The sequence below is a fragment of the Enterobacter sp. RHBSTW-00175 genome (genome assembly GCF_013927005.1).
Lineage (GTDB): Bacteria > Pseudomonadota > Gammaproteobacteria > Enterobacterales > Enterobacteriaceae > Enterobacter.
Genome location: NZ_CP055930.1, coordinates 1,330,881 through 1,357,358, shown reverse-complemented (window position 1 = coordinate 1,357,358; position 26,478 = coordinate 1,330,881). Strand labels below are relative to the sequence as shown.

Annotated in this window: 23 protein-coding genes, 1 pseudogene and 1 riboswitch; of the genes and pseudogenes, 6 read left to right on the top strand and 18 right to left on the bottom strand. The window is 55.3% G+C overall.

The genetic code is table 11. The features are described 5' to 3' along the window. Nucleotides 1–2: 2 nt before the first annotated feature. The 5 genes from HV107_RS06355 to rpsU form a co-directional block, all read right to left on the bottom strand. Nucleotides 3–2,000 (bottom strand): TonB-dependent receptor domain-containing protein, encoded by a 1,998-nt coding sequence (locus HV107_RS06355; protein ID WP_182062510.1) that lies wholly within the window; start codon nt 1,998–2,000, stop codon nt 3–5. A 10-nt stretch (nt 2,001–2,010) separates the two neighbouring features. After that, nucleotides 2,011–3,060 carry a YncE family protein gene (locus tag HV107_RS06350; RefSeq protein ID WP_182062509.1) on the bottom strand — a complete coding sequence of 350 codons (1,050 nt, stop codon included), beginning with the start codon at nt 3,058–3,060 and terminating at the stop codon, nt 2,011–2,013. 161 nt (nt 3,061–3,221) lie between these two features. Then, entirely contained in the window at nt 3,222–5,066 is a 1,845-nt protein-coding gene (rpoD, locus tag HV107_RS06345) for an RNA polymerase sigma factor RpoD (protein ID WP_182062508.1), read from the bottom strand. A 150-nt stretch (nt 5,067–5,216) separates the two neighbouring features. Further along, nucleotides 5,217–6,959: a DNA primase gene (gene dnaG, locus HV107_RS06340; protein ID WP_182062507.1), complete on the bottom strand. Its 1,743-nt coding sequence runs from the start codon at nt 6,957–6,959 to the stop codon at nt 5,217–5,219. 115 nt (nt 6,960–7,074) lie between these two features. Continuing rightward, nucleotides 7,075–7,290, bottom strand: a complete 216-nt coding sequence (gene rpsU, locus HV107_RS06335) for a 30S ribosomal protein S21 (RefSeq protein ID WP_001144069.1) — start codon at nt 7,288–7,290, stop codon at nt 7,075–7,077. A gap of 236 nt (nt 7,291–7,526) precedes the next feature. On the opposite strand from rpsU, the gene tsaD reads away from it, so the two are divergent. Then, nucleotides 7,527–8,540, top strand: coding sequence for a tRNA (adenosine(37)-N6)-threonylcarbamoyltransferase complex transferase subunit TsaD (gene tsaD / locus HV107_RS06330; RefSeq protein ID WP_182062506.1), 1,014 nt, complete (start codon nt 7,527–7,529; stop codon nt 8,538–8,540). Between the two features lie 85 nt (nt 8,541–8,625). On the opposite strand, the gene ureG is transcribed toward tsaD, so the two are convergent. The 10 genes and pseudogenes from ureG to plsY all read right to left on the bottom strand — a co-directional run bounded on the left by ureG (nt 8,626) and on the right by plsY (nt 16,515). Continuing rightward, a complete protein-coding gene (ureG, locus tag HV107_RS06325) occupies nt 8,626–9,243 on the bottom strand; it encodes an urease accessory protein UreG (protein WP_014071813.1) in 618 nt (205 codons plus the stop codon). 9 nt (nt 9,244–9,252) lie between these two features. Continuing rightward, nucleotides 9,253–9,927 (bottom strand): urease accessory protein UreF, encoded by a 675-nt coding sequence (locus HV107_RS06320; RefSeq protein ID WP_182062505.1) that lies wholly within the window; start codon nt 9,925–9,927, stop codon nt 9,253–9,255. Beyond that, nucleotides 9,927–10,466, bottom strand: a complete 540-nt coding sequence (locus HV107_RS06315; RefSeq protein WP_182062504.1) for a HupE/UreJ family protein — start codon at nt 10,464–10,466, stop codon at nt 9,927–9,929. Before HV107_RS06315 ends, HV107_RS06320 begins: the two co-directional genes overlap by 1 nt. Nucleotides 10,467–10,475: 9 nt before the next feature. After that, a complete protein-coding gene (gene ureE / locus HV107_RS06310) occupies nt 10,476–10,940 on the bottom strand; it encodes an urease accessory protein UreE (RefSeq protein ID WP_182062503.1) in 465 nt (154 codons plus the stop codon). A gap of 9 nt (nt 10,941–10,949) precedes the next feature. Beyond that, the gene (gene ureC / locus HV107_RS06305; RefSeq protein ID WP_182062502.1) at nt 10,950–12,653 is read right to left on the bottom strand and encodes an urease subunit alpha; all 1,704 of its coding nucleotides are present in this window, start codon (nt 12,651–12,653) and stop codon (nt 10,950–10,952) included. Further along, complete coding sequence (locus HV107_RS06300) at nt 12,646–12,960, bottom strand: urease subunit beta (RefSeq protein ID WP_182062501.1); 315 nt, start codon at nt 12,958–12,960, stop codon at nt 12,646–12,648. Before HV107_RS06300 ends, ureC begins: the two co-directional genes overlap by 8 nt. Before the next feature lie 10 nt (nt 12,961–12,970). Then, nucleotides 12,971–13,273 (bottom strand): urease subunit gamma, encoded by a 303-nt coding sequence (locus tag HV107_RS06295; protein ID WP_182062500.1) that lies wholly within the window; start codon nt 13,271–13,273, stop codon nt 12,971–12,973. 10 nt (nt 13,274–13,283) lie between these two features. Further along, entirely contained in the window at nt 13,284–14,111 is an 828-nt protein-coding gene (locus HV107_RS06290) for an urease accessory protein UreD (RefSeq protein ID WP_182062499.1), read from the bottom strand. Between the two features lie 180 nt (nt 14,112–14,291). Then, nucleotides 14,292–15,757: pseudogene (locus HV107_RS06285) on the bottom strand (MFS transporter). 143 nt (nt 15,758–15,900) lie between these two features. Beyond that, entirely contained in the window at nt 15,901–16,515 is a 615-nt protein-coding gene (plsY, locus tag HV107_RS06280) for a glycerol-3-phosphate 1-O-acyltransferase PlsY (protein WP_182062498.1), read from the bottom strand. A 107-nt stretch (nt 16,516–16,622) separates the two neighbouring features. Here plsY and folB point away from each other — a divergent pair, with 107 nt between their 5' ends. Continuing rightward, nucleotides 16,623–16,991 carry a bifunctional dihydroneopterin aldolase/7,8-dihydroneopterin epimerase gene (gene folB, locus HV107_RS06275; RefSeq protein ID WP_182062497.1) on the top strand — a complete coding sequence of 123 codons (369 nt, stop codon included), beginning with the start codon at nt 16,623–16,625 and terminating at the stop codon, nt 16,989–16,991. 106 nt (nt 16,992–17,097) lie between these two features. Next, nucleotides 17,098–17,919 (top strand): undecaprenyl-diphosphate phosphatase, encoded by an 822-nt coding sequence (bacA, locus tag HV107_RS06270; RefSeq protein WP_182062496.1) that lies wholly within the window; start codon nt 17,098–17,100, stop codon nt 17,917–17,919. Between the two features lie 10 nt (nt 17,920–17,929). Here bacA and HV107_RS06265 read toward each other — a convergent pair whose 3' ends face one another. Further along, nucleotides 17,930–19,171, bottom strand: coding sequence for a multifunctional CCA addition/repair protein (locus HV107_RS06265; protein WP_182062495.1), 1,242 nt, complete (start codon nt 19,169–19,171; stop codon nt 17,930–17,932). Between the two features lie 61 nt (nt 19,172–19,232). Then, nucleotides 19,233–19,853, bottom strand: coding sequence for a TIGR04211 family SH3 domain-containing protein (locus HV107_RS06260; protein WP_182062494.1), 621 nt, complete (start codon nt 19,851–19,853; stop codon nt 19,233–19,235). Between the two features lie 237 nt (nt 19,854–20,090). Here HV107_RS06260 and HV107_RS06255 point away from each other — a divergent pair, with 237 nt between their 5' ends. Genes HV107_RS06255 through hldE form a run of 3 tightly spaced genes read left to right on the top strand, consistent with a single transcriptional unit; the run spans nt 20,091 to nt 25,737 of the window. Then, nucleotides 20,091–21,389: an inorganic triphosphatase gene (locus HV107_RS06255; RefSeq protein ID WP_182062493.1), complete on the top strand. Its 1,299-nt coding sequence runs from the start codon at nt 20,091–20,093 to the stop codon at nt 21,387–21,389. Nucleotides 21,390–21,407: 18 nt separating this feature from the next. Continuing rightward, nucleotides 21,408–24,266, top strand: a complete 2,859-nt coding sequence (gene glnE / locus HV107_RS06250) for a bifunctional [glutamate--ammonia ligase]-adenylyl-L-tyrosine phosphorylase/[glutamate--ammonia-ligase] adenylyltransferase (protein ID WP_182063468.1) — start codon at nt 21,408–21,410, stop codon at nt 24,264–24,266. Between the two features lie 40 nt (nt 24,267–24,306). Continuing rightward, nucleotides 24,307–25,737: a bifunctional D-glycero-beta-D-manno-heptose-7-phosphate kinase/D-glycero-beta-D-manno-heptose 1-phosphate adenylyltransferase HldE gene (gene hldE / locus HV107_RS06245; protein WP_182062492.1), complete on the top strand. Its 1,431-nt coding sequence runs from the start codon at nt 24,307–24,309 to the stop codon at nt 25,735–25,737. 66 nt (nt 25,738–25,803) lie between these two features. On the opposite strand, the gene ubiK is transcribed toward hldE, so the two are convergent. After that, nucleotides 25,804–26,100 (bottom strand): ubiquinone biosynthesis accessory factor UbiK, encoded by a 297-nt coding sequence (gene ubiK / locus HV107_RS06240; protein ID WP_003862539.1) that lies wholly within the window; start codon nt 26,098–26,100, stop codon nt 25,804–25,806. Between the two features lie 121 nt (nt 26,101–26,221). Then, a riboswitch (FMN riboswitch) is annotated at nt 26,222–26,372 on the top strand. Nucleotides 26,373–26,478: the final 106 nt, after the last annotated feature.

Sequence of the window (26,478 nt, the reverse complement as noted above, 5' to 3'; positions counted from 1 at the left end):
TATCAGAACTCGAATCGAGCGCCCATGTTGTAGCGGCGTCCTTCCAGGATGGAAGACTGGTTATAGGACGTTTTGTAAATCGGGTTCACGTCGAACAGGTTATAAACCCCGGCCATCAGCGTGATGCTCTTACTGAGATGGTAGCGGGCACCTAAATCGACCAGCGCATAGGCCTCGGTTGAGGTTGATTTACCGGTGTTTGGCGTATTACTGCGCCAACTGCTGGTGGTCCACAGCTCCAGGTCATTGAGCGCATTCCACGTCAGTGACAAGTTGGCCATACTGCCTGGGAATTCGTTCAGCGCTTCTCCCTTATACTGACCGCTTTTTTGCTCGCTGTGGGTGTACGTATAGTTTGCGTTAGCCTTCAGCCCAGGCGTGACCTGCCAGTCGGCGTTCAGCTCCAGACCATAGATTTCCGCATCGCTGACGTTGAAATACTGGGACACTTCTTCAGCTTCATAACCGTTGTAAATACACTTCTGCGTGGCGGTTGCGGTACAGATGGTGTAGTCGCTGATCTTGTCTTTAAATTTGGTGAAGAACACGGTGGCATCCAGCGCCAGCGTATCCTGCTGCCAGTAGACGCCCAGCTCGGTGTTAACGCTTTGCTCTGGCTTCAGGTCATCGTTACCGATCCCAATGTACGAGTAAGGATAAGAGCCATAGACGCTGGTGAAGCCTTCGTTGTTCTCACGCAGGTCAGGTTTTTTATACCCCGCCGATACACCACCTTTCAGCGCCCAGCTTTCATCAATGGTCCAGTTCCCGTAGAGCTTAGGCGTCACGTGGTAACCAAAGTAGCTGTCGTGATCGAGACGCGCCGAGGTGGTCAGAGTGAAGTCTGGCACCATCATCCACGCGTCTTCGGCAAACACGGCCCAGCCGTTGCGGCTGATCTCGCTGACCGGCGTGATCCCCGGAACCTCTTTGTCGGCGATGCCGAACGTATCATCCAGCTCGTTGCGGGTGAAGTTGATCCCAAGCGTCAGCTTATGATCGCCGAGATTAAAGGTGTTTGCGCTATTGGCTTCATAGTTTTTCTGTTTGATAAACTGCGAGCTCATACCCGGGACGCGGTATTCGGTTTTGGCGCTCTCGTAACTGATGAAGTTCTTTACTTCCACCAGGTCGTCGCCGTACCACGCGTGCTGGGATAACGACGCGGCATCTCGGTCGAAGTCCCATTGCCAGGCTTTATCGTTGTGTGATTTTACCTGATGCCCTTTGACGACGTTCAAATCCCACAGCTGGGTGTCGGTCGGGGCCATATTAATGGTGGCGTCCAGGTTGCCAGCCTGGTGCTTAACGAAGCGCTCATCGTTCTGGCTGTCATCGTCACGGCGATCAAGATAATCCGCCGCCACGCTCACGCCGAGTTTACCAGGAATGACCGGCCCCATCAAAAAGGCATTGGTCTGGTTGGTGTTGCCGTACTCGCTTTTCTCCTGAAGGAAGTAGTTATCCTCCAGCACCCCGGTCCATTTATCCAGGTTGTAGCCTTTTTTGGTGATGACGTTCACCACGCCGCCAATGGAGTCTGAACCATACAGGGAGGACATCGGCCCACGGATCACCTCTATGCGTTCGATAGCCGCAAGCGGTGGCAGGAATGCTGCTTCGGTACCGATATGGTGGCCGTAAGGGCGGGACTCGCGGGTTCCTTGTTTGATGCCGTTGACCATATAGGAGGTATACGTGGAGTCCATGCCGCGCATCTGCACATCACCGGTGGCAAGGCTCCCGTTACCGTTCCCCACTAATACACCGGGCATCTCACGCAACGCTTCAGTCACATTCTGGTTCGAACGGGTGTTCAGCTCTTTCTCGCCGACAACGGAGATGGTCGCCGGTGCTTCGCGGCGCTCCTGAGCGAAACCGGTGGCGGTGACCACAATCTGATCTTCATTAGCGGGTGTTGTCTCCTCGGCGAAAACGGCCGCAGGAAGGCTGGCGAGGGCGAGCGAAATCGCCAGCGCCGTACGTGTCTGGTTAATCACAAAGCAATCCTCAGAATTGGGTTAAATCGAGTTTGAGCACATAGTCAGCCTGGGTGGCTTTTTCATCCTGCTTTACGCTGACAAACAGCGTTTTGCCGTCAGGAGAAAGCGCCATGCTGTTTGGCATGGCGGCCGTTTTGACGGTGTGTTTCAGGCTGTAGGTGTCGGTATCGATAACGCTAATCTGACGTGCATTGCGGTGGGTGACGTACACTTCGTTGCGCGCCGGGTTGTAGACGGCGGCAATGGAGTTCGGCGTTGGAACCCGGTGAAGGATCTTGCCGGAATCGAGCTGAACAACCAATACGTCCCTGGTGTTGCTATCGGTGATAAAACCCACCCCTTTGGCGGCGTTCAGCGCGATGTTGAGGAAGTAATGGTTAGGCTCAGACGGATCGACCTTCACGCGGGAGATTGCCTGAGAGGTTTTGCCATCCAGGGTGATCAGCTCGCCTTTTCCGGTCACGGCGTAAACCTTGTTGCCTGCCTCATCAACGGCAAAGCCGACCGGATCCATCCCTTTCAGGGTATGCGCAAGCTTCTGGTTTTGCGTGTCGACAACCCACAGCGTGCCTTTGCCTTCACTGCCAATACCAGAGACGTAGAGCCGCTGATGTTTCTTGTCGAGAACCACTTCACGGACATGGGCCTGATTCTCTGAATCGGCGAGCTGGAGGGTTTTCAGTTCTTTGTGGGTGCGGGTGTCCAGCAGGGAAACGGAGCCATCCAGCGCATTACCCAACCAGAGAATATAATTTTGCTCATCCAGTGAGACGGCAAAAGGGCGGCGCTGGGTGGCGATCCGCGTGTTCATTTTCAGGGAGTCAGCGGCGAGCTGAAAAACGTCCCCGGTCGTTTTGTCCTTATCGAAAGAGGGGGCGGACGCGGCATAAACTGCTTTTTGACCAGCATCATAAGCCAGCTCGTAAACGCCGTGCCCCAGCGGTTGGGAGGCGAACCGATCCTCTGAGAAGTCCTTTGCAAAGGCGGGGCCCGCCTGAAGTGCCAGAGAAATGAAGAGCGCACAGAGAGATTGATTTTTTAATGTTTTGAAATTCATGTAATTTTTCTTTACAGTAGTTTACGAAAAGAAAAATGATAATGAAAATAAATATCATTTACAATTTCATCTGTGATTTTGGCCCCTACCAATTTTTGTACTCTGAGCGGAAAACCCCAAAAAAAAAGCTCCCCGGAGGGAGCTTTTTCATCGAGGACCGATTAGTCGTCCAGGAAGCTACGCAGCACTTCAGAGCGGCTCGGATGGCGCAGTTTACGCAGCGCCTTCGCTTCGATCTGACGGATACGTTCACGGGTAACGTCGAACTGTTTACCCACTTCTTCCAGCGTGTGGTCGGTGTTCATGTCGATACCGAAACGCATACGCAGAACTTTTGCTTCACGGGCGGTCAGGCCAGCCAGAACATCGTGCGTTGCGGCACGCAGGCTCTCGGTGGTCGCAGAGTCCAGTGGCAGCTCGAGGGTGGTATCCTCGATGAAATCACCCAGATGCGAATCTTCATCGTCGCCGATCGGTGTTTCCATGGAGATAGGCTCTTTGGCAATCTTCAGCACTTTACGGATCTTGTCTTCCGGCATCAGCATACGTTCAGCCAGCTCTTCTGGCGATGGCTCGCGGCCCATCTCTTGCAGCATCTGGCGGGAGATACGGTTGAGTTTGTTAATCGTCTCAATCATATGCACCGGAATACGGATGGTGCGCGCCTGATCCGCGATAGAGCGGGTGATAGCCTGACGGATCCACCAGGTTGCGTAGGTGGAGAACTTGTAACCACGACGGTATTCAAATTTATCTACCGCTTTCATCAGACCGATGTTGCCTTCCTGAATAAGATCCAGGAATTGCAGACCACGGTTGGTGTATTTCTTAGCGATAGAGATAACCAGACGTAAGTTTGCTTCAACCATCTCTTTTTTCGCACGGCGGGCTTTCGCTTCACCGATAGACATACGACGGTTGATATCTTTCACCTGCTCGATGGTCAGGCCGGTTTCTTCTTCAATTTGCTGCAGTTTCTGAAGCCCGCGATGCACGTCTTCTTTCACGTCATGCAGTTTTTCAGACCACGGCTTGTTCATCGCGATAGCGGCGTTGAACCAGGTTTCGCTGGTTTCGTTGCCGGTGAAGAGCGTGATGAAGTTCTTCTTCGGCATCTTGCACTGTTCAACACACAGTTTCATGATGATACGTTCCTGGGTACGCACGCGGTCCATCATGACGCGCATACTGTTTACCAGGTAGTCGAACTGTTTTGGCACCAGACGGAACTGTTTGAATACTTCAGACAGTTTCAGGATCTCTTCCTGAGCAGCGGCGTGGCTACGGCCTTTTGCTTTGATGGTGTCACGGGTCAGTTCGTACTGGGTACGCAGTTCACCGAACTTCTCACGAGCCAGCTCAGGGTCGATGCTGTTGTCGTCATCGCTGCTGTCGTCGTCTTCCTCTTCATCTTCGTCTTCGTCGTCATCCATCTCTTCCTGAGACAGTTCAGAACCGACGTGTGTAGCGGTTGGCGCCAGATCTTCTTCAGCGTTCGGGTCAACAAAACCGGTGATCAGATCAGACAGGCGCGCTTCTTCAGCTTCAACGCGGTCATACTGTTCCAGCAGATACGTGATCGCTTCCGGGTATTCGGCAACGGAACACTGAACCTGGTTGATCCCGTCTTCGATGCGCTTAGCGATGTCGATTTCGCCTTCGCGGGTCAGCAGTTCAACGGTGCCCATTTCGCGCATGTACATGCGGACCGGGTCAGTGGTGCGCCCGATTTCAGATTCCACGCTGGACAGTACCTGTGCAGCAGCTTCTTCCGCATCTTCGTCAGTGTTGTTGGAGTTTTCAGCCAGCAACAGATCATCGGCATCCGGTGCTTCTTCCATCACCTGAATGCCCATGTCATTGATCATTTGGATGATGTCTTCGATCTGATCTGAATCGACGATATCTTCCGGCAGATGGTCATTGACCTCGGCATAGGTCAGATAGCCTTGCTCCTTACCACGTTGGACAAGAAGTTTCAGCTGTGACTGCGGGTTTTGCTCCATAAGACGGTATCCACACTTAATTCGTTTGATTGGTGTTGGCGATGGTGCTGCCAACCTTTAAAGCGAGGGCGTACTTATATTTGTGCCGCTGCCTCTCAGTGCGGCTGCCGGGGGCTCCCCGATCGATATTCGGCACTTAAGCCGTTAAATTCATTTTTTTTCCAGGGCTTGTCTGATTTCCCAGAACTCCCTGCGTTCTTCACTGCTTAAACCGTGAGTGCGATCGCGAGCTATCAACTCTTCCTGTCGCTGTTCAAGCATTGAATCAAAAATTCGGTTTAGCGTGTCGGTGAACATTTTTTCAACATTCTCATCCTTTATATCGTTCCAGGCTGAGAGTTTTTCAAGTGTTGAGTATTCACTTGTCCCGCGGTAGTTCTCTAAAAGCTGACCCGTATTCAGGCCTGGCTGGGCTACACAAAGACTCACCAGCTCGTTGAACAGGCTGAGTCCAGGTAGCTTGCTCTGCACCAGCCCATGCAAGGGTGGCACCAGCGGTGCCAGATTCGGGTTTTGCACCAGCAGTCCTATAAGTATACGCATAGGAGTTTGTTTTATCTGCTGAGTGGGACGTACGACACCACTTTCTGCCTGTTTTGGCATTAAACGATCAAGTTGGCCGTCATCAAAAATGCCCAACTTCAGACCCAGCGTCTGGCGCAGCTGAATACGGTGCGCATCGCCAGGGACCTGACTGATAAGCGGCAGCGCCAGCGCTGCCAGCTGCGTACTGCCATCTGGTGAGCTCAAATCGACCTGCGGCAACAGACTATTAAACAGAAACATGGAGAGCGGCTGAGCCTGCTCCATCCGTGCTTCAAACGCCTCTTTGCCTTCTTTACGCACCAGCGTATCCGGGTCTTCACCGTCGGGCAGAAACATAAAGCGTAGCTGACGACCGTCCGTCATGTAAGGCATTGCCGTTTCAAGCGCACGCCATGCGGCATCTCGTCCTGCACGGTCGCCGTCGTAACAACAAATAACGTTATTCGTTGCCCGGAATAACATGTGCATATGATCGGCTGTGGTCGATGTTCCTAGCGAAGCAACGGCATAATGAATACCGTATTGCGCCAGGGCGACAACATCCATATATCCTTCGACAACCAACAGTCGTTGTGGCTCAGCTTGATGCTGCTGCGCTTCATAAAGGCCATACAGCTGGCGACCCTTATGGAAAATATCGGTTTCCGGGGAGTTAAGGTATTTCGGCGTATCGTTACCCAGTACGCGGCCACCGAATCCAATAACCCGGCCCCGTTTGTCGCGAATCGGGAACATCACGCGATTGCGGAAACGGTCGTAAGTTCTTCCCTGGTCGTTGTTGACCAGCATTCCGGCATCGAGCAGCAGCTTCCTGTTGTCGACATTACCACCGAAACGTTTTAACGCGTTGTCCCAGCCTGGCGGAGCAAAACCAATAGCGAACTGCTGAACAATCTCGGCGCTTAGACCGCGTTGCTCCAGATACTGACGTGCAGGCTCGGCATTGGGTTGGGTGAAGGATTTCTGATAAAAATCATTTAACCCCTCCATTAACTGATAGAGATTTTGCCTTTGATGGCGTTCTATCTGACTCAGGCCAGTTCCGGCTTCATACGGCACTTCAAGGTTGTGCATCGCCGCCAGCTCTTCGACGGTTTCAACGAACTCGAGCTTGTCGTAATTCATTAAAAAATCGACGGCATTACCGTGAGCGCCACAGCCGAAGCAGTGGTAAAACTGTTTTTCACCGTTTACGGTGAAAGAGGGGGTTTTTTCGTTATGGAACGGACAGCACGCATGGTAGTTCTTGCCCTGCTTTTTGAGCTTTACCCGCGCGTCGATGAGATCGACGATGTCGGTTCTGGCAAGCAGATCATTGATGAAAACGCGTGGGATTCTTCCGGCCATATGCCCCAAAAATTTAAGCGACTTATAAACGAAAACAAGCCGCGCATTCCTTCCGGAAGCACGGCCTTACGACTATTACTCTGTCTGTCAATTGAGGACCGCAGCCCTCAACAGATTAGTACAGACGAGTACGGCGTGCGTTTTCGCGAGCCAGTTTCTTCGCGTGACGTTTCACAGCAGAAGCTTTAGCGCGTTTACGTTCGGTCGTTGGTTTTTCATAGAACTCACGACGACGAACTTCCGCCAGAACACCTGCTTTTTCGCATGAACGTTTGAAGCGACGCAGTGCTACGTCGAACGGCTCGTTTTCACGTACTTTAATTACCGGCATGTAACTCTCACCTTTAATAAATTCGGTTTGCCGCTGGCATCAACGCCAGCTTATTTCAAAATGGTGCGGAATTTTACTGCAAATGCTGCTGCTTTGTAAAGCACCAATGCGATTTTGAAAGGGACTTTAATAAGGGTGAGGAGTATACACGAGCCTTCTTCCTGGGGCGAACAAAGTTTTACATCAACCCGCCCAGGCTCTACACTGCGCGGTATTGAAATGAGGTAAAACAAGTCATGCGTGTACTGGGTATAGAAACATCCTGCGATGAAACCGGCATCGCGATTTACGACGACGAAAAAGGGCTGCTTGCCAACCAACTGTATAGTCAGGTGAAACTCCATGCTGACTACGGTGGTGTCGTGCCTGAACTGGCCTCTCGTGACCACGTACGTAAAACGGTTCCTTTGATTCAGGCGGCGTTGAAAGAAGCCGGATTGAGCGCAAAAGAGATCGATGCAGTTGCCTATACAGCAGGCCCGGGTCTGGTCGGCGCGCTGCTGGTTGGGGCCACGGTCGGGCGTTCTCTGGCGTTCGCGTGGGATGTTCCGGCGATTCCGGTGCACCATATGGAAGGGCATTTGCTGGCGCCAATGCTGGAAGATAACCCACCTGAATTCCCGTTTGTGGCACTGCTGGTTTCTGGTGGCCATACCCAGCTGATTAGCGTGACGGGAATTGGCAAATACGAACTGCTGGGCGAGTCTATCGACGACGCGGCCGGTGAAGCGTTCGATAAAACCGCCAAACTGCTTGGACTGGATTACCCGGGCGGCCCGATGCTATCGAAAATGGCATCGCAGGGCACCGAAGGGCGTTTTGTCTTCCCGCGTCCGATGACCGATCGCCCGGGGCTGGATTTCAGCTTCTCTGGCCTGAAAACCTTCGCGGCCAATACCATTCGCAATAACGAAAACGACGAGCAGACTCGCGCTGATATCGCCCGCGCGTTTGAAGATGCAGTGGTAGATACACTGATGATCAAATGCAAACGTGCACTGGATCAGACCGGCTTTAAGCGTCTGGTGATGGCGGGTGGCGTGAGCGCTAACCGTACCCTGCGCGCGAAGCTTGCAGAGATGATGCAAAAACGTCGCGGTGAAGTGTTCTACGCGCGTCCGGAGTTTTGTACTGACAACGGCGCGATGATTGCTTACGCCGGGATGGTGCGTCTGAATGCGGGCGCAACGTCTGACCTGAGCGTGTCCGTACGTCCGCGCTGGCCGCTGGCAGAATTGCCAGAGGCGTAAGTTTTTTTGCCGGGCGGCATTTCGTTTGCCCGGCCTACGGTTTTGTAGGCCCGGTAAGCGCAGCGCCACCGGGCAATAAACTGCACTACACCCGCAACATTCCTTTCTCTTCCAGAAACGCAATAATCGTTGCTAAACCGTCACCCGCCTTCAGATTGGTAAAGGTCCACGGACGCTCGCCACGCATCCGGTTGGTGTCACGCTCCATCACCTCCAGCGAGGCGCCAACGTACGGCGCGAGATCGGTTTTATTGATCACCAGGAAATCTGATTTAGTGATCCCTGGCCCGCCCTTACGCGGGATCTTCTCGCCTTCAGCAACGTCGATCACATAGATGGTCAGATCCGCCAACTCCGGGCTAAAGGTGGCGCTCAGGTTGTCGCCCCCGCTTTCGACGAAGATCAGATCCAGATTGCCGAATTTCTCACTTAATGCTTCTACGGCCGCGAGATTCATCGACGCATCTTCACGAATGGCAGTATGCGGACACCCGCCGGTTTCCACACCCACGATGCGCTCTGGCTCCAGCGCGCCCGCTTCGGTCAGGATACGCTGATCCTCTTTGGTGTAGATATCGTTAGTGACCACCGCCAGATGATACGTGTCGCGCATTGCCTTGCAGAGCGCTTCCAGCAGTGCGGTTTTGCCCGACCCCACCGGGCCGCCCACGCCAACGCGCAGAGGGTGTTTGTAATCAGCCATGTTGCATCCTCAGGAACGGAATAACCGTGAATATTGTGTTTCGTGTCGCGCAGAGGCGATGGCGGAAAGTGGCGTTGCCGCACCCAGCGCCTCATCACCCCGTAAAAATGCTGCATCCAGCCCTTTCGCAAAATGGTCGCTCAGCCCGATAATCAGCTGTTGCGCAGCCTGCTGTCCGAACGGGACGAGCTTAACGCCCGCCATCACGGCGCTCTCAATCCAGCTATAGCCCAGACTCAGGGCCAGCTCGCGGGCACCAATTCCCCAGCGCATACCCAGCCACGCCATGCCACAGAGCTGGCTTTGCGCAATTAATGCCAGCCAGTCTGCCGGGCAGTCCGGCTCCCAGCTTTTAATCAACCGCGTAAAGGCTGCGCCGCGATTGCGCTCTTCTTCGCGCAGCTCGCGCGTTTCCCTGCAGGCGAGCAGGTAAGCTGTCCAGCGTTTGGCTGCGGCCAGTTCCTGCTGCTCGCAGGCCTGATACAGACGGATAAACAGCGGCAGGTCGACGCAGAAAAGGCTCTGTTCCATCTGCTGAATTTGCCAGTCTTTGAATGCATCGGCACTGGTTACCCATCCGGCCTCAACGGCCCATTCCAGCCCCTGCGACCAGGTAAATGACCCGACAGGCAGGCTGCTGCTGGAAAGCTGCATCAGTCGCAGCCACTGGCGGGAGTGTTCCATTAGCTCATCAGCGCCAACAGGGCAGAGACAATCAGCCCGCCGCCGAAGGTTTTACGCAGACCGTCGTGGCGGCGCAGCAGTAATCCCGCCGCAAAACTGGCACACAGCACCGTGGCGCTGGCGAACATAAACCCGCTGGTGAAGAGCCAGAAGTTATGGCCAGCCATCTCCACGCCGTGCGCCCAGCCGTGGAACATTGCCAGCGCAGGCACCGCCAGCAGCAGACGATTTTCAGTTTTAAACATCATCACGCCACATACCGCCAGTGAGGCGATAATCAGCATCTCCATCCCGCTAAAGCCGCCGAGCAGGCTGCCCGCAATTGCGCCGGTCAGCATCATCCCGAGAGTGGCAAAGGGCAGTAGCAGCTTGCGGCCGCTCAGTGCCGACAGTACGCCCGCGCCTGTTAGCATCAGCAGATGATCAAGCCCGGTCAGCGGATGGAAAAAACCTGCCTGAAAACTGTCGGCACCGTGGCCCGGATGAGCCAGCGCCGGAAGGGAGAAAGCCAGCAGTAACAGAGGTAAATACTTACGCATGATTAATCCTTAATGTGAGTGAGCGTGCGAGTGGCTATGGCTGTGGGCATCGCTGGTGTAGGCACCTGCTTCCGGTTCAAAGGGCAGGCTGGCATAGGTCACCTCCAGTCCGAACTGGCGCAACATATCGTCGAGGACATGATCGTGGTGATAGCGCAGTTCGCCTGGCATGATTTGCAGCGGAACATGGCGGTTGCCCAGGTGATAACAGGCGCGAGCCAGCAGGAACGGATCGGCACAGCGCACGACCGACACGGATTCCGGTGCGGCAATCACCTCGATCACTTCGCTGCCGTCTTCACTGGCCAGCAGGTCACCGCCGCGCAGCAGTAAACCTCGGGGAAGCATCAGCCCGGCTTCACGACCGTCGTTCAGCGCAACACGGGCGCGGCTTTTCACCCGCACATCAATCGGCAGCGTAACGCTGGCGGTGACGCGGTGCGCGTGGTCAAGGCGTTGAGTTAAGTAGATCATTGTCGCTCCTCAAAACAGGAAATAGCGTTGTGCCATCGGCAAAACGTCAGCCGGTTCGCTGGTAATCAGTTCCCCGTCAACACGCACTTCATACGTCTGCGCATCAACGGTGATATTCGGTTGCAGGCCGTTGTGGATCATGTCGGCCTTTTTCACGCTGCGGCAGCCTTTCACCACGGCGGTGGCGCTTTGCAGGTTGAGTTGCCCGGCAAGGTTGGCGGATGCGGCGGCCTGGGAGATAAACGTCAGCCGGGTAGCATGTCTTGCGGCACCCAGAGAGCCAAACATCGGGCGATAGTGCACAGGCTGTGGCGTGGGGATCGAGGCGTTGATGTCGCCCATCGGCGCGCAGGCAATCATCCCACCTTTGACGATGGTGGCCGGTTTCACGCCAAAGAAGGCCGGTGACCAGACCACCAGGTCAGCCAGTTTTCCCGCCTCAATTGAACCGACTTCATGTGCGATGCCATGAGTCAGCGCCGGGTTAATGGTGTATTTGGCGATATAGCGTTTGACGCGAAAGTTATCGTTATCGCCGCGTTCTTCCGCCAGCGCACCGCGTTGCACCTTCATGCGGTGAGCCACCTGCCAGGTGCGGACAATCACTTCACCCACGCGGCCCATGGCCTGAGAATCGGACGAGGTCAGCGAGAAGGCACCGATATCGTGCAGCACATCTTCGGCGGCGATGGTTTCCCGGCGAATGCGGGATTCAGCAAACGCCACGTCCTCGGCGATATCGGGGTCGAGATGGTGGCAGACCATCAGCATGTCGAGATGTTCGTCGATGGTGTTGACGGTGTAGGGCAGCGTCGGGTTAGTGGAGGAGGGCAAAATATTCGGGTGCGCGCAGGCGGTAATGATGTCCGGCGCGTGTCCACCGCCCGCGCCTTCGGTGTGGAAGGTGTGGATGGTGCGCCCGCCAATTGCCGCCAGCGTGTCTTCAACAAACCCGGATTCGTTAAGCGTATCGCTGTGCAACGCCACCTGAATATCCATCTCGTCGGCAACCGTCAGCGAGCAGTTAATGGCCGCAGGGGTTGCGCCCCAGTCTTCATGAATTTTCAGACCGATGGCTCCGGCGGCGATTTGTTCGCGCAGGGCGTCAGGGTTCGAGCCATTTCCCTTACCCAGTAAACCGATGTTGACGGGAAGCGTATCGGCGGCCTGCAACATGCGGGCGATATACCACGGCCCTGGCGTACAGGTGGTGGCGTTAGTACCTGCCGCTGGCCCCGTTCCGCCACCGATCATGGTGGTAACGCCAGAGACGAGCGCCTCTTCTGCCTGCTGCGGGCAGATCCAGTGAATATGGGTGTCGATCCCGCCGGCGGTAACGATCTTCCCTTCGGCGGCGATCACTTCCGTTGCGGCGCCAATCGGGATCGTCACACCGGGCTGGATATCCGGGTTTCCGGCTTTACCCACGGCAAAGATCCGGCCGTTTTTGACGCCGATATCGGCTTTCACGATCCCCCAGTGATCGACAATCAGCGCATTGGTCAGCACCAGATCCACACACGCCTGCGAGGTCATTTGCCCCTGACCCATGCCATCGCGGATCACTTTTCCGCCGCCGAATTTAACCTCTTCGCCGTACACCGTTAGATCGTTTTCGACTTCGATCCACAGTTCGGTATCGGCCAGACGCACTTTATCTCCGGTGGTCGGGCCGAACATGTCGGCGTAAGCCTTGCGTGAAATGTCAGCCATTTTTCACCTCTCCCATCACATCGCCGCGAAAACCGAAAATGCGCTGTGCGCCCGCCACCAGAACCAGCGTTACCTCGCGCTTTTGGCCGGGTTCAAAGCGCACCGCAGTGCCTGCCGGGATATTGAGCCGATAGCCTTTCGTGGCCTCACGATCGAATTTCAGCGCCGGGTTTACCTCATAAAAATGGTAATGCGAACCTACCTGGATCGGCCTGTCGCCGTGGTTTTCAACGATCACACTCACTGTTTTACGCCCGGTGTTAAGAGCGATATTGCCGGGTTTAACCTGATATTCGCCTGGGATCATCAGTGGCTCCTTACACGATCGGGTTGTGAACGGTGACAAGCTTTGATCCGTCCGGGAAGGTGGCTTCCACCTGAATATCGGGGATCATCTCCGGTACACCTTCCATTACCTGCGCGCGCGTCAGGACATGGCGGCCTGATTCCATGAGCGAGGCCACGGTTTCGCCATCGCGTGCGCCTTCCATAATAAAGGCGCTGATCAGCGCGACCGATTCCGGGTAATTGAGTTTTACCCCGCGCGCAAGACGGCGTTCGGCAACCAGCGCGGCGGTGAACAACAACAGCTTGTCTTTTTCTCTGGGGGTCAGTTCCATAACGTTTCTCTTATGTCTGCCAGATACGCGGCGAACAGGCGGTTTTGGGGGTTAAAAGCGGGCGAAGCGACTGCCAGATATCGCGCATTACCCGCTGGCAAATCAGGTTGTCATGTGCAAGAAAGCGTACCGACAGCAGGTCGTCGGTGAGGGTGGCACCGGCAAAATTGTCCAGCGGACCGAGCCGCTCGCGTACCGTTTCAAGGTGATTTTCGCAGGCGGGATAAAACAGTAAGGTGCCGATCCACGGATGGCCGGCGACGGGCGTCAGGTCGCCATTGCTGAGATGCTGGCGCTCAATCAGGCGTGGCTCGTCGTCGACCCATACCTCAAGACGGCTCTCAAGCGTGCCGTGGCTGAAGGTTTCATTAATGACCGGGCGGCCCAGACAGTAAAGCTCCCAGGCCAGCAAGGTGCTGGATGCCCGCAGGTGAAAGACGGAACGCAATGCGGCATTCGCGCCGGGGAAGACAATGGTGTCCTGCGGTAGCCACTCCAGCGTTGCATTTTCATCAAGGTAAAAGTGCTGGTTCAGGCAGGCCTGTGGTCCGCTACTGCGATAGAACTTACTGGCACCGGGCATGGTGATCAGTGCGTGGCTTTTCGCGTCCAGCCGTACGGTGATATCCAGCGAATCACCACCGACAATCCCGCCAGGCGGGTGCAACAGGTAGAGATGGCAGGTTTCACCTTCGGGATAAAATGGCCGCTGAACGGTGAGCGGCCCGACATGGTGAGCGGAGTGCAGGAGGGTTTTCTCAGGGGTGTGACAAAATTGCAGAGCAAGCGATGCCTGCCAGCCTTTGTAAGAGTTATCAGTGACCTGAGTTGCTAACATGCTGCATCCATCTGCTCACCATCGGGTTACGTTTCAGTATGCCCTGGCGGAAATGAAGGCTGTCATATGAGTCGCTTATGGATAAGTCTTGAGGTTTGTTCCGTTCACCGCAGCGGGCGTTTCAGATAGCAGAGGTGCTGTAGTGAACGGAACCATTCCACAATTCAGTTAAAGAAGAAACTACCGGTAATCCTCCGCATCCACATCATACCCGGACGGTTCCCAGCGGATCGCCAGCAGTGAGGCCAGGCCGATAAACGGCGCCAGGGCGATCACCCAGAACACAGCGGTGTCGAGGGACGCGACCAGCAACGGGAACAGGAACAGCGATAGCGTTGAACTGCTGCGCATCAGCGTCTGGTTAAGGCCTACGCCCACACCGCGCAGCGAGGTCGGGTAGCTCAGGGAGGCAAAGGTCATGGTGTGCGCGCCCGGTCCAAAGCCCTGACCAAACAGGAACAGAGCCAGCATCGCAACGGCGGCAACACCTTCTGCTGCGCCCTCGGGGCGACCAATCAGCGCCAGGCCGAGCAGGGCGATAAGCTGACAGGCGTAACCCGCAAGCGACATCCGCCATGCGCCGAAGCGCGGCACGTAGCGCACCGCCAGCAGTCCACCCACGAAGGCAAACAGCAGGTTAAGCACCAGCGAAATCAGAATAGTGGTCAGCATCGACTGCACAAAGAAACTGGAGATAATCACCGGCAGCCCAAAGGCGACCGCGTTATAGGCGAACGAGGAAACCACCGACAGCAGTGTGGCGAGCGTAGTGCGTCGTAAATAGATGCCGCGGAACAGGTTCAGATAGTTTGACCATTTCGCCTTGTTGACCACCGGTGCGGGCTGGTCGAGCGCATCCTGCGGCACGTGGGCGTTGATGTTATACGACTGGCGTAAAATAGACGCCGCCTCCTTCAGGTTACCCTGATTCGCCGCCCAGACCGGAGACTCGCTCATATAGCGGCTGCGGATAGCAATAATCACCAGTGCAGGTACCGCGCCAAAGCCCAGGATCAAACGCCACAACCAGTCGCTGTGGCTTTCCGGCAGTACGGCGTAGAAAAAGAGCACCAGCAGGTAAGAGATACTGATGGCGGCATACCAGGTCGGGCACCACATGGCGACGCTTGAGGCTTTATTCCCCGGCCCTTTCAACCTGGCGAACTCGCTCAGAAACGCCATCGCCACCGGCAGGTCAATCCCCACGCCGAGACCCATCACAAAGCGTGCGCCTGCCAGTACATACTCGTTTGGCGCCAGCGCACAGGCGATGGCTGCGACCACAAAGAACACCATGTCGGCCATAAAGACGCGATAGCGCCCGATTTTGTCCGTGAGATAACCGCCGAGCAATGCCCCGACAATGGCACCGAAGGTAATGGCCGAAGCCACCATTCCGGTGCCCGCAGGGGTGAGACTGAATTCGCGGGTAATATCTTTGATACCGAACGCCAGCGCGCCAAGATCGTAGGCATCCAGGAAAATACCGCCCAGCGCGATACCGATGCGATACAGGCATTGGCCCGGCCCTGAGAGCCGTCGTTGACCAGGCGTGAAACGTCTGATGCGTTACGTACCCACTTGATGTCGCCATCAGGGGCATTTCCTGCCGTTGAAAGGGGTGCTGTTTCTGTAATTTCTGCCATTTTCTTTTTGTGTGGTTGTGTTGTGTCTCTAACAGTTACCACAGGCAGAAGGTGACCTAAATCACATTTGGTTATAAGACATAACCTGAAGGGGACAATGTCGCTGTTGGCCCGTGCAAGCAAAGCGCCGCCGGGCATGTCGATTACTCAGATTCTTTCTTTTTCCGCTTCAGCTTCGTCCAGATTTTCGTTTCCTGACGTCGCCACAAACGCTGAATATTGTCGTGGTGACGCAGCAGGATCAGACAGGAGAGCATCGATACCGGGAAGGTAAATTGCGGCTTGAACCACCAGACATAGAACGGCGCGATCAGTGCGCTGACAATCGCACCCAGCGACGAATAACCGCTCAGTAAAATGGTCAGCAGCCAGGTGCCGGCCATGACGCCGGTTAAATCCCAGCCGATAGGCGCAATAGCACCAAACGCGGTTGCAACGCCTTTGCCGCCTTTAAATCCGAAAAATATGGGCCAGATATGACCAACACAGGCGGCGATGGCGATGAGGCCAAGCCAAAACGGGGTAATGCCCAGAGCATAGGCGCCCCAGACGGGTAGCATTCCTTTCAGAACATCAAAAATCAAAACCGCTACGGCTGCTCCCTTGCCGCCAATTCGTAGTACATTGGTCGCCCCGGGGTTCCCGGAACCACTTACGCGAGGGTCAGGTAACCCGGCGATGCGGCAGACCAGAATGGCGCTGGAGATTGAGCCGCAAAGGTAGGCGAGGAGGATCATTCCAGGCGCGATTGCACTCATAACGCTGTTCCGTTTTGAAAATGTATCTGTATTCTCAACATCTGTGGATAATACGCATAATTCGCCGGAAGTGGTATCCGGTTTAGCCAAAAAGCAGGCAGGTCGTGATGGATATTGTATTTATAGAGCAACTTTCGGTAATCACCACTATTGGTGTTTACGACTGGGAACAGACCATTGAACAGAAGCTGGTGTTCGATATCGAAATGGGCTGGGATAACCGCAAGTCGGCAAAAAGTGATGACGTCAATGACTGCCTCAGCTATGCCGATATCAGTGAAACGGTCATCAGCCACGTTGAAGGGCAACGTTTTGCGCTGGTAGAACGCGTGGCGGAAGAGGTTGCGGAACTGCTGCTGAACAAATTCAACTCGCCCTGGGTGCGCATCAAACTGAGCAAACCTGGTGCCGTGGCGCGTGCAACAAATGTTGGCGTTATTATTGAGCGTGGCCATAATCTGAAAGGCCGTAATTAACGTCATAATTGCTAAACCATTTTCTGTTATATCGGTCTTAACGCTGTAACTTTCACGGTTGCCTGATGGGTGAACCGTTTTTTTATATCTTTTTAGGGGTTTATAGATGAGCGATATACACTCGCTGCTGGTGGCGGCAATACTGGGTGTGGTCGAAGGATTGACGGAGTTTTTACCGGTTTCCAGTACCGGTCACATGATTATCGTTGGTCATCTGCTGGGCTTTGAAGGGGATACGGCAAAGACATTTGAAGTCGTTATTCAGCTCGGTTCTATTCTGGCCGTAGTGGTGATGTTCTGGCGTCGTCTGTTTGGTTTGATTGGTATCCACTTCGGTCGTCCGCCAGAGCACGAAGGGGCAGGTAAAGGCCGCCTGACGCTTATCCATATCCTGTTGGGGATGGTTCCGGCAGTAGTGCTGGGGCTGGTGTTCCATGACACGATCAAATCGCTCTTCAACCCTATAAACGTGATGTACGCGCTGGTGGTGGGGGGCTTCCTGTTGATTGCGGCGGAAGTGCTGAAACCGAAAACGCCACGCGCAGAAGGTCTGGACGATATGACCTATCGCCAGGCGTTTATGATTGGCTGCTTCCAGTGTCTGGCGCTGTGGCCGGGCTTCTCCCGTTCAGGGGCGACCATTTCTGGCGGGATGCTGATGGGTGTCAGCCGTTATGCAGCGTCGGAGTTTTCGTTCCTGCTGGCGGTGCCGATGATGATGGGCGCGACCATGCTCGACGTCTATAAGAGCTACCACTTCCTGACGGCAGGCGATATTCCGATGTTCGCGGTGGGCTTTATCACTGCCTTTATCGTGGCGCTGATTGCGATCAAAACCTTCCTGCAACTGATTAAGCGTATTTCGTTTATTCCGTTCGCTATCTATCGCTTCATCGTGGCGGCTGCCGTTTACGTGGTCTTCTTCTGACCGATTGCCCTCAGTCTTTGGGCTGAGGGCAACGATGTTCCTTCCACGCTGTTACCGCGTCAATCCGGCGCTTCGTTAGCTCTTCGCGAATTTCCGGGCCTTTGAATCCGGCGTCGACGACATCTTTTGTCGGCACGGCTCTGGCGACATCCCACGCTTCACGCAGCAAACGCGCTTGCGGGTAATCGCAGGCTTCAAACCCGGTGCGCCCACGCACGTCGGCTTCGCTGGTTAAGGCGATTTGCTCCACGCGCTGCGGTTTGCGCCAGGCGTCGATGTTATCGAACAGCTTAATGATGGTGGCCGGTTTCAGGATCGGGAAGGTGTGGATCAGGTCGTGGAACTCTGCCACCAGTTTCGCCAGGTCACGGATGTCGTTAGGCACGCGCAGGCGCTGGCACAGTCCTTCAACCAGCTTCACGCCTGCCGGACCGTGTCCGTGGTGGCGCGGCCAGAGCGCTTTTGGTGTTAACCCCTTACCAAGATCGTGGCACAGCGTGGAAAAGCGCACGTCCACTTCCGGGCTCAGCATCGCAGCCATACTCAGCGTCATCAGCGTGTGAACGCCGGTATCAATTTCCGGGTGCCACTTAGCCGGAGCCGGGACGCCAAACAGATTATCCACTTCCGGGAAGAGAACTTTCAGTGCGCCGCAATCGCGCAGCACCTGGAAAAAGACCTGTGGGTTGCGGGTCGTCAGAGCGTTTTCCGTCTCTTTCCAGACGCGCTCTGGTGTGAGGTGTTCCAGTTCGCCAGCATTCGTCATGGCCGTCATCAGTGCCATCGTCTCATCTGCGATACGGAAGCTCAGATGGGCGTAACGGGCAGCAAAACGCGCCACGCGCAGCACGCGTAACGGATCTTCGGAAAAGGCAGGGGAGACATGGCGCAGAATACGGTTGCTCAGATCGTCCTGACCGCCGTATGCGTCAATGATGTGGCCCTGGTCGTCCTGCGCCAGGGCGTTAATCGTGAGATCACGGCGCAGTAAATCTTGCTCCAGTGTCACGTCCGGCGCGGCATAGCAGGTAAAGCCGGTATAACCAGAACCGGATTTTCGTTCTGTGCGCGCCAGGGCGTACTCTTCGCGGCTTTGTGGATGCAGAAAAACAGGAAAATCGCGGCCAACCTGCTGGTAGCCCGCGTTGAGCATCTCTTCTGGCGTGGCGCCGACCACTACCCAGTCTTTATCTTTGACCGGCAGACCTAACAACGCATCACGAACCGCACCACCGACCAGATAACTCTTCACGCCCAACACTCCCGTTTTCTCTTTTCGCAAGATAGTACGTAAGTCTGGCATCGAAGACGAATTAATTCATCCAGCGGTCTTTACGCTTACGGCTAGGGATAAGGAGTGGCAGAACCAGACCCATCACCAGACCGACGCCCAGCACGCCGCCGCCATACATGAACCACTGCATGATGATGGTGCGTTGTTTGTCATCGAGCTGGAGGTTGGCGGCATTGACTTTCTTCTGCGCGACAATCAGCTCGTTTTTCAGCTTCTGGTTTTCGTCCTTCAGGCCACTTATCACGCTGTCGCTCTGCGCCACTTTCTGCTGCATTTCTGCGGTGCGCTGATTCCAGGTGCCATCAATATTGTTCAGCTTGTCGGTCAGGGTTTTCACCTGATTTTCCAGATCCGGTACGCGGGTACGCAGGCTTGGCACATTGCTCAGCTCTTTCAGTGGGATCCAGGAAGTACGACCGGTGCTGTCGCGAACCTGACCATAGTTGGTGTCAGTGTTGGTCTGTAAAAGCGACACTTCCTCGCCGGCATTTACCGTGCCCACGAGGCGATAATTATCCCCAGGGCCGCTGCGTACCCAGGTGTTCAGTTCGTCAGAAACGTAACGTTTCTCTTCAGCGTGTACCGCCGTCGCGGCGCTTAAAGCAAGTAAAGTGAGTCCAATCAGGCGTAATTTAAGCATATCAGTCGTTATTTTCATAAAAAGTGGAACGATAGTAGTGGTAACAGTGTCTCTACGCAAAGTATTCATCATCAATCAGAATCATCTGTGTCCTGCTAACCACTGCTTCAAACTTTTACACCCGTCAAATTGCTCATTGCGTGGCAATTTGGCGCAAAATACTATGTACTGACAAGAAACTGGCGAGTAAGTTCGCCTTAATTGATTCAGCTGTGACACAACCGTAAGTACAAGGCTATGGCTCAAGAGATCGAATTAAAATTTATAGTAGAAAAAGATAGCGTTGATGCACTCCGTCAACACCTGAATCAGCTGACCGGCGAGCATCATGAACCGGTTCAACTGCTTAACATCTATTACGAAACGCCGGACAACTGGCTGCGCCGTCATGATATGGGGCTGCGTATTCGTGGTGCCAGTGGGCGCTACGAAATGACGATGAAAATCGCCGGCCATGTGGTGGGCGGTTTACATCAGCGTCCTGAATATAATATCGACATCAGCAAGCCCGAACTTGAACTGGATCGTTTCCCGGCTGAAGTCTGGCCCGACGGCGAGCTGCCAGCAACGCTTGCGGAGCAGGTGCAACCGTTGTTCAGCACCGATTTCTGGCGCGAAAAATGGCTGGTGAACGAAGGTAAAAGCCGCATCGAAATCGCCCTTGATTTGGGTGAAGTAAAAGCGGGCGAATTCCAGGAACCGATTTGCGAACTGGAGCTTGAGCTGCTCGAAGGCGAGGCTGAAGATGTGCTGAAGCTGGCGCGCAGGCTGGTGAATCAGCCCGGTTTACGCCAGGGCAGTCTGAGCAAAGCCGCGCGTGGATACCATCTGGCGGCCGGCAATGCGCCACGCGTGCTGAAGCCGACTGCTATTTTGCGCGTAGCGCCGAAAGCCTCTGTAGAGCAAGGACTGGAAGCGTCTCTGGAGCTGGCGCTTTCGCAATGGCAATACCATGAAGAACTGTGGTCACGCGGCGTGAAAGGGGCGAAAGCCCATGTGCTGGCGGCGATTGGCCTGGTGCGCCATACCCTGGCGCTGTTTGGCGGTATTGTTCCTCGTAAAGCGAGCGCTCACTTACGTGATTTACTGACGCAAACCGAAGCGGTGATGCTTTCGGATGTGTCGGCGCAGACAGCCATCTATAGCCCGCAAACCGCAACGGCAAAACTGGCGCTGACAGAGTTCCTGGTTTCGCACGGCTGGCGCACATTCCTGGACGCGAAAGCGCAGGCTAAAATCGCCGAATCGTTCAAACGTTTTGCCGATACCCATCTTTCTCGCCATGCCGCTGAACTGAGAACCACCTTTGCGTACCCGCTGGGCGATCAGTATGGTGACCAGCTTCCCCGTCTGGCACGCAACATCGACAGCATTTTGCTGCTGGCGGGTGCGTATGATGCTAAAGCACAGGCCTGGCTGGATAACTGGCAGGGGCTGAAGCACGCCATCGAAACCCGGCAACACATAGAAATAGAGCATTTCCGCAACGAGGCCATTTCGCAGGATCCGTTCTGGCTGCACAGCGGAAAACGTTAACTCTGGCAAGGAACCCCAATAATGCCGCTCTCTTCGCAGTTACAGCAGCAGTGGCAGACCGTTTGCGAACGTCTGCCTGAGTCATTACCGGCGTCATCATTAAGCGAGCAGGCTAAAAGCGTGCTCACGTTCAGTGATTTTGTGCAGGCAAGCGTAACCGCTAACCCTGACTGGCTGGCGGAGCTTGAGAGCTCACCACCGCAGGCTGACGAGTGGCGGCATTATGCCAGCTGGCTACAAACCGCGCTCAGTGGCGTGGCTGATGAAGTAACGCTGATGCGCGAGCTACGTCTGTTCCGTCGCCGGGTGATGGTGCGCATTGCCTGGGCACAGGCGCTGGAGCTGGTCAGCGAAGAGAGCACGTTGCAACAGCTGAGCGAGCTGGCGCAGACGCTGATTGTCGCGGCACGAGACTGGTTGTACGACGCCTGCTGCAAAGAGTGGGGTACGCCGTGCAGCGAAGAGGGGGTTCCTCAGCCGTTGCTGATCCTGGGGATGGGCAAGCTCGGCGGTGGAGAGCTGAATTTCTCTTCCGATATCGATCTGATATTTGCCTGGCCCGAGAAAGGAACGACGCGCGGCGGTCGGCGTGAGCTGGACAACGCGCAATTCTTTACCCGCCTGGGGCAGCGCCTGATTAAAGCGCTGGATCAACCTACTCAGGATGGCTTTGTCTATCGCGTAGATATGCGTTTGCGTCCGTTTGGCGACAGCGGTCCGCTGGTGCTGAGCTTTGCGGCGCTGGAAGATTATTACCAGGAGCAAGGGCGCGACTGGGAGCGTTATGCGATGGTCAAAGCGCGGATCATGGGCGACAACGGCGATGTCTACGCCAACGAGCTGCGCGCCATGCTGCGCCCGTTTGTATTCCGCCGCTATATCGATTTCAGCGTGATCCAGTCACTGCGTAACATGAAAGGGATGATTGCCCGCGAGGTGCGCCGCCGTGGCCTGAAAGACAACATCAAACTCGGCGCGGGCGGTATTCGTGAAATTGAGTTTATCGTTCAGGTCTTCCAGCTTATTCGCGGCGGGCGTGAGCCTTCGCTGCAATCCCGTTCGTTGCTACCGACCCTGACCGCCATTGAGCAGCTTCATCTTCTGCCGGAAGGTGATGCCAGCACGCTTCACGACGCCTATTTGTTCCTGCGTCGGCTGGAAAACCTGCTGCAAAGCATTAACGATGAGCAAACGCAGACCCTGCCGGGCGATGACCTTAATCGCGCACGTCTGGCCTGGGGAATGCGGGTGGACGACTGGACGGCACTGACCGAAAAGCTGGAAGCCCACATGGCGGGCGTACGCCGGATCTTTAACGACCTTATCGGCGACGATGAAAGTGAATCTCAGGACGATACGCTCTCTGAGCACTGGCGCGAGCTGTGGCAGGATGCGTTGCAGGAAGATGACACTACGCCGGTACTGGCTCACTTAAGTGACGATGACCGTCACCGCGTGGTGGTGCTGATTGCAGATTTCCGTGGTGAGCTGAACAAGCGCGCGATCGGCCCGCGTGGCCGTCAGGTGCTGGATCATTTGATGCCGCATCTGCTGAGCGATGTCTGCTCCCGTGCGGATGCACCTGTGCCATTGTCGCGCATGATGCCGCTGCTGAGCGGGATCATCACGCGGACAACCTACCTTGAACTGCTGAGTGAGTTCCCTGGCGCGCTGAAACACCTCATCACGCTGTGCGCCGCATCACCGATGGTGGCCAATAAACTTGCCCGCTACCCGCTGCTGCTGGACGAACTGCTCGACCCGAACACGCTTTATCAGCCGACGGCGACCGATGCCTACCGGGATGAGCTGCGTCAGTACTTGCTACGCGTGCCGGAAGAAGATGAAGAACAACAGCTGGAGGCGCTGCGTCAGTTTAAACAGGCGCAGATGCTGCGTGTAGCTGCGGCGGATATCGCCGGAACATTGCCGGTAATGAAAGTGAGCGATCACTTAACCTGGCTTGCCGAAGCCATCATCGATGCGGTGGTACAGCAGGCGTGGATGCAAATGGTGGCGCGCTACGGGCAACCGAAACACCTGGCCGACCGTGAAGGCCGCGGTTTTGCCGTGGTGGGTTACGGGAAACTTGGCGGCTGGGAGTTGGGCTATAGCTCTGACCTTGATTTGATCTTCCTGCATGACTGCCCGGTGGATGTGATGACCGACGGCGAACGTGAGATCGACGGGCGTCAGTTCTATCTGCGCCTGGCACAGCGCATTATGCACCTGTTCAGCACCCGCACTTCGTCGGGCATTTTGTATGAAGTGGACGCGCGTCTGCGCCCATCGGGTGCCGCGGGGATGCTGGTGACATCCACGGAGTCGTTTGCCGATTACCAGCAAAACGAAGCCTGGACGTGGGAGCATCAGGCGCTGGTGCGCGCACGCGTCGTCTATGGCGATCCGCAGCTTAAAACCCAGTTCGATACCATCCGTCGCGACGTGATGACCAAAACGCGTGACGGCAGCACGCTGCAAACTGAAGTGCGTGAAATGCGTGAAAAAATGCGCGCCCACTTAGGTAATAAACATCGCGACCGCTTTGATATTAAAGCCGATGAAGGCGGTATTACAGATATCGAGTTTATTACGCAGTATCTGGTGCTGCGCCATGCTAACGAGAAGCCGAAGCTTATCCGCTGGTCGGACAATGTACGCATTCTGGAACTGCTGGCACAAAACGACATTATGGATGAGCAGGAAGCGCAGGCGTTAACGCGCGCCTACACCACATTACGGGATGAGCTGCATCATCTGGCATTACAGGAACAGCCCGGCAATGTGGCGCTGGACTGTTTTACGCAGGAACGCGCGCAGGTCACCGCCAGCTGGCAGAAGTGGCTGGTGGAACCGTGCGTAACAAAACAAGTGTGATATTATCGCGCGCAAATTGTGAATCTTTCTGGAGTCAGGAATGAAAGTAACACTGCCAGAGTTTGAACGTGCTGGGGTTATGGTTGTCGGTGATGTGATGCTGGATCGCTACTGGTATGGGCCAACCAGCCGCATCTCCCCGGAAGCACCTGTTCCGGTGGTCAAGGTAGACACCATTGAAGAGCGTCCCGGCGGCGCGGCAAACGTGGCGATGAACATTGCTTCTCTGGGCGCGCATTCGCGTCTGGTAGGGCTGACCGGTATCGACGATGCAGCGCGTGCGTTGAGTAAGTCGCTGGCGGACGTGAACGTGAAGTGTGACTTCGTATCTGTTCCGACACACCCGACGATTACCAAACTGCGTGTACTTTCCCGTAACCAGCAGCTGATCCGCCTCGACTTTGAAGAAGGGTTTGAAGGTGTTGATCCTGAGCCGCTGCACGAGCGCATCAATCAGGCGCTTGGGAATATCGGCGCGCTGGTGCTTTCCGACTACGCCAAAGGCGCGCTGGCAAGCGTTCAGAAGATGATCCAGCTGGCGCGTAAAGCCAATGTCCCTGTGCTTATCGACCCGAAAGGGACGGATTTTGAACGCTACCGCGGTGCAACGCTGCTGACGCCAAACCTTTCTGAGTTTGAAGCGGTGGCGGGCAAGTGCAAAACGGAAGCTGAAATTGTCGAACGCGGCATGAAGATCATTGCTGACTTCGAGCTGTCAGCATTACTGGTGACCCGTTCAGAGCAGGGTATGACCCTGATTCAGCCGGGCAAAGCACCACTGCATATGCCAACTCAGGCGCAGGAAGTGTATGACGTGACTGGTGCTGGCGATACGGTGATTGGCGTGCTGGCTGCAACGCTTGCCGCGGGTAACTCGCTTGAAGAAGCCTGCTACTTTGCCAACGCTGCTGCGGGTGTAGTGGTCGGCAAGCTGGGGACATCAACCGTTTCGCCTATCGAGCTGGAAAACGCCGTGCGCGGCCGTGCAGATACCGGTTTCGGGGTGATGAGCGAAGATGAACTGAAAGCTGCCGTTGCCGCAGCGCGTAAACGCGGTGAGAAAGTGGTGATGACCAACGGCGTGTTCGATATCCTGCACGCCGGGCATGTCTCGTATCTGGCGAATGCGCGCAAGTTGGGCGACCGCCTGATTGTGGCGGTGAACAGCGATGCGTCAACGAAACGCCTGAAAGGCGAAACGCGCCCGGTGAACCCACTGGAACAGCGTATGATCGTGCTTGGCGCGCTGGAAGCGGTGGACTGGGTCGTCTCGTTTGAAGAAGATACCCCGCAGCGCCTGATCGCCGGCATTTTGCCGGATCTGCTGGTAAAAGGCGGCGATTACAAGCCAGATCAAATCGCGGGTAGCGAAGAGGTTTGGGCCAACGGCGGTGAAGTGATGGTGCTCAACTTTGAGGACGGGTGTTCAACCACCAACATCATTAAGAAGATCCAGAAAGACAGTCAGTAAAAAAACGGGCCAGTTGGCCCGTTCGTTTTTCTCCCTCTCCCTGTGGGAGAGGGCATCAGGCCGCACTTATGCCTGGTCGTCCACCGGCGGAATGGCTGGTGCCGGTTTCACCTCTTCCGGTGCATTGCGGTTTTCCAGCTCGGTTAAACGCTGTTCCAGCAATGCCAGTTTTTCGCGGGTGCGCAACAGTACCTGTGTCTGCACGTCAAACTCTTCACGGCTGACCAAATCAAGGCGAACCAGTTGCGCCTGCAACGTCTGGCGGATTTTCTTCTCAACGTCATCACCAAATTCACGAATGCCTTTTGGCATGGACTCATGGACCTGGCGCGCAATTTGCTCAATTTTTTTCGGGTCAATCATTGTGGCTTCCCTTGATGAAACGGTGTTGATGACCATTGTAGCGCGTCATGCACCAGGTTAAACCAATATTGTTTGAAGCTTATGCATTGCCCAGGTTAATCAATAGCGTTATAGTTAATTCGCTTATTCTCAGGGCGGGGCGAAATTCCCCACCGGCGGTAAATCAGCGTGACGCTGAAAGCCCGCGAGCGCTTTGGGTGAAAACTCAAAGGTCAGCAGATCCGGTGTAATTCCGGGGCCGACGGTTAGAGTCCGGATGGGAGAGAGTAACGATCAAGTCGGGCATGGGCCCGCTCACGTTATTTTTTTGCCGCTTATGCGGCGCTCCTAAGACTGCCCTGATTCTGGTAACCATAATTTTAATGAGGTTTTTTTACC

What these genes read in the sequence shown, in the direction of transcription:
- HV107_RS06350 (WP_182062509.1), bottom strand. Translation starts at nt 3,060, where the DNA reads ATGAATTTCAAAACATTAAAAAATCAATCTCTCTGTGCGCTCTTCATT.
- rpoD (WP_182062508.1), bottom strand. Translation starts at nt 5,066, where the DNA reads ATGGAGCAAAACCCGCAGTCACAGCTGAAACTTCTTGTCCAACGTGGT.
- dnaG (WP_182062507.1), bottom strand. Translation starts at nt 6,959, where the DNA reads ATGGCCGGAAGAATCCCACGCGTTTTCATCAATGATCTGCTTGCCAGA.
- rpsU (WP_001144069.1), bottom strand. Translation starts at nt 7,290, where the DNA reads ATGCCGGTAATTAAAGTACGTGAAAACGAGCCGTTCGACGTAGCACTG.
- tsaD (WP_182062506.1), top strand. Translation starts at nt 7,527, where the DNA reads ATGCGTGTACTGGGTATAGAAACATCCTGCGATGAAACCGGCATCGCG.
- ureG (WP_014071813.1), bottom strand. Translation starts at nt 9,243, where the DNA reads ATGGCTGATTACAAACACCCTCTGCGCGTTGGCGTGGGCGGCCCGGTG.
- HV107_RS06320 (WP_182062505.1), bottom strand. Translation starts at nt 9,927, where the DNA reads ATGGAACACTCCCGCCAGTGGCTGCGACTGATGCAGCTTTCCAGCAGC.
- HV107_RS06315 (WP_182062504.1), bottom strand. Translation starts at nt 10,466, where the DNA reads ATGCGTAAGTATTTACCTCTGTTACTGCTGGCTTTCTCCCTTCCGGCG.
- ureE (WP_182062503.1), bottom strand. Translation starts at nt 10,940, where the DNA reads ATGATCTACTTAACTCAACGCCTTGACCACGCGCACCGCGTCACCGCC.
- ureC (WP_182062502.1), bottom strand. Translation starts at nt 12,653, where the DNA reads ATGGCTGACATTTCACGCAAGGCTTACGCCGACATGTTCGGCCCGACC.
- HV107_RS06300 (WP_182062501.1), bottom strand. Translation starts at nt 12,960, where the DNA reads ATGATCCCAGGCGAATATCAGGTTAAACCCGGCAATATCGCTCTTAAC.
- HV107_RS06295 (WP_182062500.1), bottom strand. Translation starts at nt 13,273, where the DNA reads ATGGAACTGACCCCCAGAGAAAAAGACAAGCTGTTGTTGTTCACCGCC.
- HV107_RS06290 (WP_182062499.1), bottom strand. Translation starts at nt 14,111, where the DNA reads ATGTTAGCAACTCAGGTCACTGATAACTCTTACAAAGGCTGGCAGGCA.
- plsY (WP_182062498.1), bottom strand. Translation starts at nt 16,515, where the DNA reads ATGAGTGCAATCGCGCCTGGAATGATCCTCCTCGCCTACCTTTGCGGC.
- folB (WP_182062497.1), top strand. Translation starts at nt 16,623, where the DNA reads ATGGATATTGTATTTATAGAGCAACTTTCGGTAATCACCACTATTGGT.
- bacA (WP_182062496.1), top strand. Translation starts at nt 17,098, where the DNA reads ATGAGCGATATACACTCGCTGCTGGTGGCGGCAATACTGGGTGTGGTC.
- HV107_RS06260 (WP_182062494.1), bottom strand. Translation starts at nt 19,853, where the DNA reads ATGCTTAAATTACGCCTGATTGGACTCACTTTACTTGCTTTAAGCGCC.
- HV107_RS06255 (WP_182062493.1), top strand. Translation starts at nt 20,091, where the DNA reads ATGGCTCAAGAGATCGAATTAAAATTTATAGTAGAAAAAGATAGCGTT.
- hldE (WP_182062492.1), top strand. Translation starts at nt 24,307, where the DNA reads ATGAAAGTAACACTGCCAGAGTTTGAACGTGCTGGGGTTATGGTTGTC.
- ubiK (WP_003862539.1), bottom strand. Translation starts at nt 26,100, where the DNA reads ATGATTGACCCGAAAAAAATTGAGCAAATTGCGCGCCAGGTCCATGAG.